Raw genomic sequence first — 12,460 nt, forward strand, 5'->3', positions numbered from 1 at the left:
TCCGGTCCCGTTCGGCTGCGCGGTGCCACACACTTGAGTCACCGGCCCGCACAGAGTCGTGACAACTGAACAAGCTTGAGACGAGGACGGACCCGTCAAACCCCCCCATGTGACGGTCCCTCCCAGTGCCAATCCCCCCCAGGCCCGTCTCAACACGCGAAGGCCGTCCATGGTTTCCATGGACGGCCTTCGCGTCTTGTCGTGCCGGACCTCTCGCGGCTGCTCCCGGGCGTCCCGGGACCGGCCCGGACGGCCCGGACGACGTGCGCCGCCCGGGCCGTCCGCGCTCACTCGGAGAGGCGCTCGCCGGACTCGGTGTCGAACACGTGCACGTGGTTCGGGTCGGTGGTCACGTAGATCATCTCGCCCTTGTGCAGGTTCTTCCGGGCGTCGATGCGCACGACGATGTCGCTCGGGGTGCCCTCCACGCCGCTGGTGCCGTAGACGTAGGCGTCGGCGCCGAGCTCCTCGACGACCGTCACCTTGACGGGCATGCCGCCCTCCTCCTTGGTGGTGATCCGCCACGCCTCGGGGCGGACACCGACGGTGATCGCGCCGCGCATCTTCGACGAGGCGGTGCGGTCGACCGGGACCTCGTACTCGCCGATCCGCGCGGCGCCCTCGCCGGCCTTCGCCTGCACGAGGTTCATGGCGGGGGAGCCGATGAAGCCGGCGACGAACAGGTTCGCCGGGCGGTCGTAGAGGTTCAGCGGGGTGTCGACCTGCTGGAGGATGCCGTCCTTCATCACCGCGACGCGGTCGCCCATCGTCATCGCCTCGACCTGGTCGTGGGTGACGTAGACGGTGGTGATGCCCAGGCGCTGCTGCAGCGCGGCGATCTGGGTACGGGTCGAGACGCGCAGCTTCGCGTCGAGGTTCGACAGCGGCTCGTCCATGCAGAACACCTGCGGGTGACGCACGATCGCGCGGCCCATCGCGACGCGCTGGCGCTGACCGCCGGAGAGGGCCTTCGGCTTGCGCTCGAGGTAGTCCTCGAGGTCGAGGAGCTTGGCGGCCTCCGCGACGCGCTGCATCCGCTCCTCCTTGCCGACCTTGGCCATCTTCAGCGAGAAGGCCATGTTGTCGGCGACGGTCATGTGCGGGTAGAGCGCGTAGTTCTGGAACACCATCGCGATGTCGCGGTCCTTCGGCGGCAGGTGCGTGATGTCCCTGTCGCCGATCAGGATCTTGCCGTTGGTGACCTCCTCGAGGCCCGCAAGCATCCGCAGGCTGGTCGACTTGCCGCAGCCCGAGGGGCCGACGAGCACCATGAACTCGCCGTCCTGGATCTCCAGGTTGAGGTTGTCGACCGCCGGCTTGGTCGACCCGGGATAGAGGCGCTCGGCGTTCTGGTAGGTGACTGAAGCCATGCTGGTTCATTCCCTTCACCGGCAGGTACGTGCCGGACGATCCGTAGTAAAGGTTTCGGCCCTCGCCAATCGGCGAGAGTGCCACATGTTGTGAGTGACTCTAGTCACAAGCCCCATCTGGTGGAAGGGCGGGGCCCCGGGCGGCGCTGCCGCCCCCGGCCTCGCGGGCCCCGCAAAAGGCTGGTCGGCAGGGCGCCGCTGGTCCTACTCTGGTCGGGTGGACGCGGGGCGCGAGCCCCATGGGGCGGATCATGGTCCACGCACAGGTCGGTGCCGTGCGGGCGCAGCCGGGGAGCTGCGGACGGACGGTGTCGGAGGAGGAAGGCCGCCCCATGGCGCACCAACGCTGCACGCTCTGCCGCAACCCGATCCGCTCGCTCGCCGTCTCCCGGTCCGACGAGGACGGGGAGGCGTGGTTCCACACCGACTGCTGGGCCGACGTCCGCCTCTCGGAGCAGCGGGACTACGAGGAGCTCGTGCGCGCCGTCGGGATCGACGCGCTGATCGCGCCGTACGTCTGGCCCACGCCGCTCCCGGCCGGCAGTCGCCGACCGGTGGTGACGCTGGTGGACCAGCGCCGGGCGACCTCCTGACCCGTCACCTGACCGAGGGGCTCCCTCCGCGGAACCCGGGTGGGGGCGGCGGCCGTGAGTAGCATGCCCGCATGACCGATCCTCGCGCAGGCACGCCCGCCCAGCCCTCGGACCTCGTCGACGTCGCGCACCTGGTCACGGCGTACTACACCGGCGTCCCGGACCCCGCCGACCCCGACCAGCGGGTCGCCTTCGGCACCTCCGGGCACCGCGGCAGCAGCCTGCGCAACGCCTTCAACGAGGCGCACATCCTCGCCACCACCCAGGCGATCTGCGACTACCGCCGGGAGCAGGGGTACGACGGCCCGCTGTTCCTCGGACGCGACACGCACGGCCTCTCCGAGCCCGCCTGGGCCACCGCCCTGGAGGTGCTCGCCGCCAACGACGTCACCGTGCTCGTGGACGACCGGGACGGCTACACCCCGACCCCGGCGGTCTCGCACGCGATCCTGCGCGCCAACCGCGGCAAGCGTCCCGGCGCCTCCGGGCTCGCGGACGGCATCGTCGTCACCCCGTCGCACAACCCGCCCGGGGACGGCGGCTTCAAGTACAACCCGCCGAACGGCGGCCCCGCCGACGGTGACGCCACCTCGGTGATCGCCGACGCGGCCAACGCCTACATCGAGGCGGGCCTCCAGGGGGTGCGCCGGGTGCCCTTCCCGCGCGCCCGCGCCGCGGCCGGGTCCTACGACTTCCTCGGCACCTACGTCGACGACCTGCCCTCGGTGGTCGACCTGGACCGGGTCCGCGAGGCGGGTGTCCGGATCGGCGCCGACCCGCTCGGCGGCGCCAGCGTCCACTACTGGGGCGAGATCGCCGACCGGCACCGGATCGACCTCACCGTGGTGAACCCGCTCGTGGACCCGACGTGGCGGTTCATGACCCTGGACTGGGACGGCAAGATCCGGATGGACTGCTCCTCGCCGTCGGCGATGGCCTCGCTGATCGAGCGCCGCGCGGAGTACGACATCGCCACCGGGAACGACGCCGACTCCGACCGGCACGGCATCGTCACGCCGGACGCCGGGCTGATGAACCCCAACCACTACCTCGCGGTCGCGATCGGCTACCTGTACGGCGGTGCCCGCCCGGGCTGGGCGGCCGACGCCGCGATCGGCAAGACCCTGGTCTCCTCGTCGATGATCGACCGGGTGGCCGCGTCGGTGGGGCGGACCCTGACCGAGGTCCCGGTGGGCTTCAAGTGGTTCGTCCCCGGCCTGTTGGACGGGTCGATCGGGTTCGGCGGCGAGGAGTCCGCCGGGGCGTCGTTCCTCCGCTTCGACGGCTCGGTGTGGACCACCGACAAGGACGGGATCATCCTGGCGCTGCTCGCCTCGGAGATCCTCGCCGCGACCGGTTCGTCCCCGAGCCGGCACTACGCCGACCTGACCGCGAAGTACGGCGACCCCGCCTACGCGCGCGTGGACGCGCCCGCGACCCGGGAGGAGAAGGCGAAGCTGGGCGCGCTGTCACCGGCGGACGTGACCGCGGAGACGCTGGCCGGCGAGGCGATCACCGCCCGGCTCACCGAGGCCCCCGGCAACGGCGCGAAGATCGGCGGGCTCAAGGTGACCACCGAGAACGCCTGGTTCGCCGCGCGTCCCTCGGGCACCGAGGACGTCTACAAGATCTACGCCGAGTCGTTCAAGGGCAGCGACCACCTCGCCCAGGTGCAGGCCGAGGCCCGTGAGGTGGTCTCCGCCGCGCTCGGCTCCTGACCACGCGGGGCGTCGCGGACGCGCGACGCGGATGGCCGGCCCGAGGCCGCGCCGGGGGTGCGGGGTTGCTCAGCCGGCGAGCGTCGCGGCCAGCGCGGCGATGTCACGAGGGCCGACGCGGCAGCAGCCGCCGACGTACGACGCTCCCGCGGCCACCCAGGCCGGTGCCAGGGAGACGTCGTACGACGTGTGGCCGCTCCACGTGTGCGTGCCGCTGTCCCAGCCCTCGCCGCTGTTCGGGTAGGCGACGCCCGGCCGGCCGGTGACCCGTGCCGCCACCTCCAGGGCGGCGCCGACCTCCTCGGGGGCGCAGCAGTTCACCCCGGTCGCGACCGCGTGCGGGCTGTCCGCCACGACGGCGTACGCGTCCTCGAGCGGCTGGCCCGCCCGCGTGCGCAGCCCGTCGGTCGAGTAGGACAGCCAGTAGGGGAGGCCGACTTCGTCGAGCAGCGGCACGAGCACCGCGGCCTCGTCGGCGTCGGGGATGGTCTCCACCGCGAACAGGTCCGGGCCGGCGGTGGCGAGCAGCTCGAGCCGGGGCAGGTGGAAGTCGCGCAGCGCGGCGGGGGCGAGGCCGTAGCGGCCGCGGTACTCCGAGCCGTCGGCGAGCACGGCGCCGTACGGGCCGACCGACGCCGCGACCAGGCGGGTGACACCGTCGCCGGACAGCTCGTCGCGCACCTCGCGGGCGACCTCGACGCTACGCCGGACCAGCCGTTCGGCCTGGACCTTCTCGAGCCCGGCGCGGACCAGCCCGGGCACGCTGGCCTGGTAACTCGCGGTCGTGGCGACCTGCGCCCCGGCGAGGAAGTAGGCGCGGTGCACCGCCGCGATCTCCTCGGGGGCGGCCGCGAGCAGGGCCGCGGTCCACAGGTCGGAGGAGAGGTCGTGGCCGCGCTCCTCGAGCGCGTTCGACAGCCCGCCGTCGAGGATCACCGGTCGCAAGGGGCGGGTCGTCAGGTCGGGGCGCGGGGTGGTCACCGGCTCAGGATAGGTCGGTCGCCCCGGACCCTCGCCGCGCGTCGCCCGGCTGTGGACGCCCGGGGTGGCGCGGGGTCCTCGCCGGCCGGCGCTCAGAGCGCGGCGGCCGCCCGGGCCAGGTCGGCGACCCGGTCCCAGTCGCCGGCCTCGAGGGCGTCGGCCGGGGTGATCCAGGAACCGCCCACGCAGCCGACGTTCGGCAGCGCGAGGTAGCCGGGGGCGTTGTCGGGCGAGATGCCCCCGGTGGGGCAGAACCGCGCCGCCGGCACCGGCGACGAGACCGCCCTGAGGAAGCCCTGGCCACCCGAGGCCTCGGCGGGGAAGAACTTCATCTCCTGCCAGCCGCGCTCGAGCAGGTCGAGGACCTCCGACACGGTGGCGACCCCGGGGAGGCTGGGCAGGCCGGTGTCGTCCATGGCCGCGAGCAGCGACGGCGTGCTGCCCGGCGAGACCAGGAACTGCGCACCGGCGTCGGCGGCCTCCTTGGCCTGGCGCGGCGACACGATCGTGCCCGCGCCGACGAGGATCTCCGGCACCTCCGCCGCGATCCGCTCGACCGCCTCGAGGGCGGCCGGGGTGCGCAGGGTGAGCTCGATGACCGGGAGGCCGCCGGCCACCAGGGCCCGGGCGACGGGGACGGCGTGCTCGACGTCGTGGAGGACCACGACGGGGACGACCGGGACGCGGTCGAGCAGCGTCGGGGCGGTGCCCGCGGGGGTGGTGTTCTCAGACATGCGATGCCTCCTGCGGCACGAGAGCGGTGGGGAAGACGCTGGCGCCCTGGTCGGCGGGGCCGACCGCGGTGCGGAAGCTGGCGAACAGGTCGCGTCCGGTGCCGACCCACTCGCCGGCGCTGGGCGCGCGGCCGGTCGCCGGGCGTGCGGCGAGCTCCGCGTCGCCGACGTGCAGCTCGAGCAGGCCGCTGGCCGCGTCGACGGTGACCAGGTCGCCGTCCTGGACCCGGGCCAGCGGGCCACCGGCGGCGGCCTCGGGGGTCAGGTGGATCGCCGCGGGGACCTTGCCCGACGCGCCGGACATCCGGCCGTCGGTGACCAGCGCGACCTGGTGTCCGCGGTCCTGGAGCACCCCGAGCGCGGGGGTCAGCTTGTGCAGCTCGGGCATGCCGTTGGCGGCGGGCCCCTGGTAGCGGAGCACCGCGACCAGGTCACCGTCGAGGGTGCCCTGCTCGAACGCCGTGAGGAAGTCCGCCTGGTCGTCGAAGACCCGCGCGGGCGCGGTGACGATCCGGTGCTCGGGCTTGACCGCGGACACCTTGATCACGCTGCGGCCGAGGTTGCCGGCCAGCATCCGCAGGCCACCGTCCTTGGAGAACGGGTCGTCGACGCCGCGCAGCACGTCGGTGTCGTGGCTGGCCTCGGGGCCGTCCACCCACGTCACCCCGCCGTCGCCGTCCAGGCGGGCCTCGGCCGCGTAGCGGGACAGGCCCGGGCCCACCGCGGTCCGCACGTCGTCGTGCAGCAGCCCGGACTCGAGCAGGGTGCGCACCACGAAGCCGAGACCGCCGGCGGCGTGGAAGTGGTTCACGTCCGCCTGGCCGTTGGGGTAGATCCGGGCCAGCAGCGGCACCACGGCCGAGAGCTCGGCGAGGTCGTCCCAGGTCAGCGTGATCCCCGCGGCGCGGGCGATCGCGACCAGGTGCATGGTGTGGTTGGTGGAGCCGCCGGTGGCGAGCAGCGCGACGCAGCCGTTGACGATCGCCTTCTCGTCGACGACCTCGCCGACGGGGGTGAAGTCGTCGCCGAGCGCGGTCAGCCCGGTGACCCGGCGACCCGCCTCGGCGGTGAGCGCCTCGCGCAGCGGGGTGCCCGGGTTCTCGAAGCTCGCGCCCGGCAGGTGCAGGCCCATGACCTCCATCAGCAGCTGGTTGGAGTTCGCGGTGCCGAAGAAGGTGCAGGTGCCGCTGGAGTGGTACGACGCCGCCTCGGCGTCGAGCAGCGCCGCCCGGTCGACCTTGCCCTCGGCGTAGAGCTGGCGGACCATCGCCTTCTCGCCGTTCGGCAGTCCCGAGGACATCGGGCCGGCCGGCACGAAGACCGTGGGCAGGTGCCCGAAGCTGAGCGCGCCGATCAGCAGGCCGGGGACGATCTTGTCGCAGACGCCGAGCATCAGCGCGGCGTCGAACATGTCGTGGGAGAGCGCCACCGCGGTCGCCATCGCGATCACGTCCCGGCTGAACAGCGACAGCTGCATGCCGTCGCGGCCCTGGGTGACGCCGTCGCACATGGCGGGCACGCCGCCGGCGAACTGGGCGATCCCGCCGGCGCGGACGACCGCCTTCTTCAGCTGGGCGGGGTAGCTCTCGAACGGCTGGTGCGCGGAGAGCATGTCGTTGTAGGCGGAGACGATCGCGACGTTGGGCTTGACCAGTCCGCGCAGCGCCTCCTTGTCGGCGGGGCCGGAGGCGGCGAAGCCGTGCGCGAGGTTGGCGCAGGCGAGGCGGCCGCGGGCGGGGCCGCGCTCGGCGGCCTCACGGATCCGGGCGAGGTAGGCCTGGCGCTCGGGTCGGCTGCGCTCGGTGATGCGGGCGGTGACCTCGGCCAGGACCGGGTGCACGGGGGCGGGTGTGGGTGTGGTCATCAGATGCTGCCTTCGTACCAGGCGCGTCCGTCGCGCTCGATGAGGGTGGTCGCGGCGGTGGGACCACTGGTGCCTGCGGGGTAGCGGCGCGGGCCGTGCTCGGCCTGCGCCCAGTTGATGAGGATCGGCTCGACCCACGCCCACGCGGCCTCGACCTCGTCGCGGCGCATGAACAGGGTCGGGTTGCCGCGCACGACGTCCATGAGCAGCCGCTCGTAGGCGTCGGGGGAGCGGCGCTGGAAGGTCTGCTCGTAGTTGAGGTTGAGCGAGACCGGGCGGAGCCGGATGCCACCGGGGCCGGGCTCCTTCGCGGTCATGTGCAGCCGCATCCCCTCGTCGGGCTGGAGCTGGATGACCAGTCGGTTCGGCTCGCTGGTGCCGTCGCTGCCGGGGAACATCGGGTGCGGGACCGGCTTGAACTCGATCACGATCTCCGAGCAGCGCCGGTCCATCCGCTTGCCGGTGCGCAGGTAGAACGGGACACCGGCCCAGCGCCAGTTCTGCACCTCGGCCTTGATCGCCACGAACGTCTCGGTGCGGCTGTCGGGGTGCTCGACCTCCTGCTGGTACGACGGGACCGCCGACCCCTCGGCGAGGCCGGGGCCGTACTGTCCCGCGACGGTCAGCCGGCCGACATCCTGCTGGGTCATCGGGCGCAGCGCCTGGAGGACCTTGAGCTTCTCGTCTCGCACGGTCTCGCGGTCGACGTACGTCGGCGGCTCCATCGCCACGAGGCAGAGCAGCTGCAGCAGGTGGTTCTGCACCATGTCGCGCAGCGCGCCGGAGGCGTCGTAGTAGCCGCCCCGCGTGCCGACCCCGAGCGACTCGGCGACGGTGATCTGCACGTGGTCGATGCAGGCGTTGTTCCACAGCGGCTCGAGGAACGTGTTGGCGAACCTGGTGACGAGCAGGTTCTGCACGCTCTCCTTGCCGAGGTAGTGGTCGATCCGGAAGATCTGGTACTCGTCGAAGACCGCCCCGACCGCGTCGTTGACCTCGCGTGCCGAGTCCAGGTCGTGGCCGATCGGCTTCTCCAGCACCACCCGCGAGGCCTCGGTGACCAGGCCGTGCTCGGCGAGCCGGGCGGACACGGGGCCGAACAGCTGCGGCGAGCAGGCCAGGTAGAAGACGCGGACCACGTCGGGGCGCGGCTCGAGCAGGTGGGTGAGGTCGGGCCAGCCGTCCTCGTGGGCGAAGTCGACCTCGACGTAGGAGAGCCGGGCGATGAACCGGTCCAGCGCGGCGTCGTCGATCTGGTCCGCGGGCACGAAGCGGGGGATCTCCCCGCGGATCTTGTCCCGGTAGCCGGCGTCGTCGAGGCCGGCGCGGGCGGCGGCGACGACCCGGGTCTCGGGAGTCAGCTGGCCGTCGCGGTCACGGAGGTAGAGGGCGGGCAGCAGCTTGCGGACGGCGAGGTCGCCGGTCCCGCCGAAGACGACGAAGTCGCAAGGTGCCACGGAGGTGGTGGCGGGCATTCGGTCTCCCGGAGGGCGCGAGGGTGGGTCGACTCACCACCGTAGAGATACTTATGCTCTTTGCCAAGCACCACTTCCGCATTTTGAAATGCAAAAGTGAGAAGGGGTGTCGGAACGGCAGGAGGTGGTTCAATGCCCCACATGCCACTGCGCCCCTCCCTCGTGCCCGCCACCGCTGGTGAGGTGTTCGCGCTGATCCGGGAGGGCCGGGTCACCACCCGCACCGACGTCGGACGGCTCACCGGTCTCTCCCGCACCGCGGTGACCGCGCGGCTCTCCTCGCTGCTCGAGGCCGGCCTCGTCGTCGAGGACGACGAGGGCCCCTCGACCGGGGGTCGCCCGCCCGCGCGGCTCCGCTTCGACACCGACGCCGGGGTGGTGCTCGCCGTGGCCGTCGGCCGCAGCCGCACCCAGCTGGCCGTGTGCGACCTCGCCGGCGAGGTGCTCGTGGCCGAGGACGTGGACCAGGAGGTCGGCGTCGCCCCCGACGAGCTGATGCCTGAGCTGGCCAAGCGGCTCGGGCGCCTGCTCGAGCAGGCCGGCCGGCCGGTCGCCGACGTCAAGGGCGTCGGGGTGAGCATCCCCGGCACGGTGGACTACGAGCGCGGCGCGAGCCTCGACTCCCCGATCATGGTCGGCTGGGACGGCGTGGTGCTGGCGCCGTACCTGACCGGCGGCGCCGTCGGCATCGAGGCGCCGGTGTACGTCGACAACGACGCCAACGTGATGGCGCTCTCCGAGCGGCACGGGCACCTCGAGCGGCTCGACAACGTGCTGCTGGTCAAGGCGTCGACCGGCCTCGGCGCCGGGATCGTGTCCGGCGGGGTGCTCCAGCGTGGCGCGCTCGGGGCCGCCGGCGAGATCGGGCACACGAAGACCCCGGCCGCGGAGGGTGTGGTCTGCCGCTGCGGCGACGTCGGCTGCGTCGAGGCGGTCGCCGGCGGCTGGGCGCTGGTCCGGGCGCTGCGTGAGCAGGGCCGCGAGGTCGGCCACATCCGCGACCTGGTGGCGCTCGCGCTCAACGGCGACGCGGAGGCGCGGCGGCTGCTGCGCGAGAGCGGCCGCCGGCTCGGCGAGGTGATCGCGGGGGCGGTGAACCTGCTCAACCCCGAGGCCGTGGTCATCGGCGGAGACATGGCGCTGGCCTACGACTCGCTCGTGGCGGGTCTGCGCGAGACGGTCTACGCGAACGCGACGGCGCTGAGCACCCGGCAGCTCGACATCCTGCCGACCACGCACGGCGAGCGCTCCGGCGTGGTGGGCTGTGCGGCGATGGTGCTCGAGGAGATCCTCGCGGTGCGCGCCGTGGGGCGGGGGGGGGGCGCCCCGGGCCCCGCGGAGCGCGGCGGCGCAGGCGTAGGGGTCGGCGATCCCGGCGTACCGGGTCTCGAGGTACTCCTCGATCCCCTCGAAGCCGCCCTCCCGGCCGAGGCCGGACTGCTTGACGCCGCCGAACGGCGCGGCCGGGTTCGACACCACGCCCACGTTGACGCCGAGCATCCCGGACTCGATCCGCTCGGTCAGCCGCACCGACCGGCTCAGGTCGTTGGTGTAGGCGTAGGCGACCAGGCCGAACTCGGTGTCGTTGGCCATCGCGATCGCGTCGTCCTCGTCGGTGAACGTGACGATCGGGGCGACCGGCCCGAACACCTCCTCGGTGAGGATCCGCGCCTCGCCGGTGACGCCGGTGAGCACGGTCGGCGGGTAGAAGTAGCCGGGCCCGTCCTGGGGCTCGCCCCCGGTGGTGACGGTGGCGCCCTTGGCGATGGCGTCCTCGACGAGCTCGTGCACCTTGGTCCGGCTCTTCTCGTCGATGAGCGGGCCGATCTTGGCGTCGTCCTCGGTGCCGCGCTTGACGGGCAGCGTCCTCATCTTCGCGGTGAGCTTCTCGGCGAACTCGTCGGCGACGTCGGCGTGCACGATGAACCGGTTCGCGGCGGTGCAGGCCTCGCCCATGTTGCGCAGCTTGGCGAGCATCGCGCCCTCGACGGCCTTGTCGAGGTCGGCGTCCTCGAAGACCAGGAACGGCGCGTTGCCGCCGAGCTCCATCGACGTCCGCAGCACCTGGTCCGCGGCGCCGCGGAGCAGGCCGCGGCCGACCTCGGTCGACCCGGTGAAGGAGAGCTTGCGCAGCCGCGGGTCCTGCAGCAGCGGGCCGGTCACGTCGGAGGCCTTGCTGGTGGGTACGACGTTGAGCACGCCCTTGGGCAGGCCGGCCTCCTCGAGCACCTGGGTCATGAGCAGGGTGGTGAGCGGGGTCAGCGTCGCCGGCTTCACGACCATGGTGCAGCCGGCCGCGATGGCGGGCGCGATCTTCCGGGTGGCCATCGCCAGCGGGAAGTTCCAGGGGGTGATGAACAGGCAGGGCCCGACCGGTCGCTTGTGCACCAGCACCCGCGTCCTGCCGTCGGGGGCGACCGAGTAGCGCCCGGAGATCCGGGCCGCCTCCTCGGAGAACCACCGGAGGAACTCGCCGCCGTAGGCGACCTCGCCCCGTGCCTCCGCGAGCGGCTTGCCCATCTCCAGGGTCATCAGCAGCGCGAAGTCGTCGGCCCGCTCGGTGACCAGGTCGAAGGCCCGGCGCAGGATCTCGGCCCGCTCCCGCGGGGGAGTGGAGCCCCAGGAGGCCTGCGCGGCCGCGGCGGCGTCCAGGGCCGCCATCCCGTCCTCGGGGGTCGCGTTGGCGACCGTGGTGAGCACCTCGCCGGTGGAGGGGTCCTCGACGTCGAAGGTGGCGCCGTTCGAGGCGTCCCGCCAGGTGCCGTCGATGTACAGGCCGGTGTTCAACCCGGCGATCAGCTTCTGCTCGTTCTCAGCGGTGGGCACGACAACCTCGCTTCGTCTCGTCGGTGGTATCGCCAGTCTGTCCCCTCGGCGGCCCCGAGCAAACTCCCGGCGCGGTCCAGACAGACCCACGGCGAACACTTGACGGTTCAAGTATCTAGGCGTACTGTTACTTGAAAGTTCAAGTTTGCCTACGTACTCCAGGAGATCTGTCATGGGACTGTTCAACCGCAACAACAAGGCCACCGCCTCCACCGTGCTCGCCGGCTCCGCTGAGTCCGGCTCGGTCGCGACCGCCGAGCGTCCGGTCTTCGACGCGGGCACCTCCGCCGTCGACGACATCAGCGGCGACTACACCATCGACCCGGCGCACACCCGGATCGGCTTCTCGGCCCGCCACGCGATGGTCACCACCGTCCGCGGCCAGTTCGCCGAGCTCGAGGGGTCCGCCCACATCGATGCCGCCGACCCGGCCGCGTCCTCGGCGAAGGTCAGCATCCGCACCGCCAGCATCAGCACCGGCCAGGCCGACCGCGACGGCCACCTGCGCTCGGGTGACTTCTTCGACGTCGAGACCTTCCCCGAGATCGCGTTCGTCTCGACCTCGGTCGCCCGCAAGGACGCCGTGACCTGGACCGTCACCGGCGACCTCACCATCAAGGACGTCACCCGCCCGGTCAGCATCGACTTCGAGTCGACCGGCTCGGCGCGTGACCCGTTCGGCAACCTGCGTGTCGGCTTCGAGGGTGCGACCACGGTCAACCGCAAGGACTGGGGCCTCACCTGGAACGCCGCGCTCGAGACCGGCGGCGTGCTGGTGAGCGAGAAGATCAAGCTCGAGTTCGACGTCTCCGCGATCGCCGTCCAGAACGGCTGACGCGAGGTCGTCCCGGCGTCAGCGCCCGGACTCCTGTGGAGGAGCCCGTCCCCGTCGAGGGGGC

The 12,460-nt window shown here is 72.5% G+C and carries 8 protein-coding genes and 2 pseudogenes; 4 read left to right on the forward strand and 6 right to left on the reverse strand.

Features of this window, described 5'->3' with window-relative positions; all coding sequences use genetic code 11:
* Window positions 1-287: 287 nt before the first annotated feature.
* Window positions 288-1,370 (reverse strand): ABC transporter ATP-binding protein, encoded by a 1,083-nt coding sequence (locus K1X13_RS07635; protein ID WP_221024335.1) that lies wholly within the window; start codon window positions 1,368-1,370, stop codon window positions 288-290.
* Between the two features lie 332 nt (window positions 1,371-1,702).
* On the opposite strand from K1X13_RS07635, the gene K1X13_RS07640 reads away from it, so the two are divergent.
* Window positions 1,703-1,963, forward strand: a complete 261-nt coding sequence (locus K1X13_RS07640) for a hypothetical protein (protein WP_221024336.1) — start codon at window positions 1,703-1,705, stop codon at window positions 1,961-1,963.
* Between the two features lie 71 nt (window positions 1,964-2,034).
* A complete protein-coding gene (pgm, locus tag K1X13_RS07645; protein WP_221024337.1) occupies window positions 2,035-3,681 on the forward strand; it encodes a phosphoglucomutase (alpha-D-glucose-1,6-bisphosphate-dependent) in 1,647 nt (548 codons plus the stop codon).
* A gap of 69 nt (window positions 3,682-3,750) precedes the next feature.
* Here the strand turns inward: pgm and mmuM are convergent, their stop codons facing one another.
* The 4 genes from mmuM to zwf form a co-directional block, all read right to left on the reverse strand.
* A complete protein-coding gene (gene mmuM, locus K1X13_RS07650; protein ID WP_308249451.1) occupies window positions 3,751-4,662 on the reverse strand; it encodes a homocysteine S-methyltransferase in 912 nt (303 codons plus the stop codon).
* A gap of 92 nt (window positions 4,663-4,754) precedes the next feature.
* Window positions 4,755-5,396 carry a bifunctional 4-hydroxy-2-oxoglutarate aldolase/2-dehydro-3-deoxy-phosphogluconate aldolase gene (gene eda, locus K1X13_RS07655; protein WP_221024338.1) on the reverse strand — a complete coding sequence of 214 codons (642 nt, stop codon included), beginning with the start codon at window positions 5,394-5,396 and terminating at the stop codon, window positions 4,755-4,757.
* On the reverse strand, window positions 5,389-7,260 hold the full coding sequence (gene edd / locus K1X13_RS07660; protein WP_225914548.1) for a phosphogluconate dehydratase: 1,872 nt from the start codon (window positions 7,258-7,260) through the stop codon (window positions 5,389-5,391). Before edd ends, eda begins: the two co-directional genes overlap by 8 nt.
* Window positions 7,260-8,735, reverse strand: coding sequence for a glucose-6-phosphate dehydrogenase (zwf, locus tag K1X13_RS07665; protein WP_221024339.1), 1,476 nt, complete (start codon window positions 8,733-8,735; stop codon window positions 7,260-7,262). The genes edd and zwf overlap by 1 nt, the downstream gene beginning before the upstream one ends.
* A gap of 141 nt (window positions 8,736-8,876) precedes the next feature.
* On the opposite strand from zwf, the pseudogene K1X13_RS07670 reads away from it, so the two are divergent.
* Window positions 8,877-9,959: pseudogene (locus tag K1X13_RS07670) on the forward strand (ROK family transcriptional regulator); the annotation flags it as partial.
* Between the two features lie 168 nt (window positions 9,960-10,127).
* Here K1X13_RS07670 and K1X13_RS07675 read toward each other — a convergent pair.
* A pseudogene (locus K1X13_RS07675) lies at window positions 10,128-11,735 on the reverse strand (NAD-dependent succinate-semialdehyde dehydrogenase); the annotation flags it as partial.
* Between K1X13_RS07675 and K1X13_RS07680 the strand changes: the two are divergent.
* A complete protein-coding gene (locus tag K1X13_RS07680) occupies window positions 11,734-12,396 on the forward strand; it encodes a YceI family protein (protein ID WP_221024340.1) in 663 nt (220 codons plus the stop codon). The pseudogene K1X13_RS07675 and the gene K1X13_RS07680 sit on opposite strands and share 2 nt — an antisense overlap.
* Window positions 12,397-12,460 lie beyond the last annotated feature (64 nt).

It is taken from the genome of Nocardioides jiangsuensis (genome assembly GCF_019679455.1).
In the GTDB taxonomy this organism is placed as follows: Bacteria; Actinomycetota; Actinomycetes; order Propionibacteriales; family Nocardioidaceae; genus Nocardioides_C; species Nocardioides_C jiangsuensis.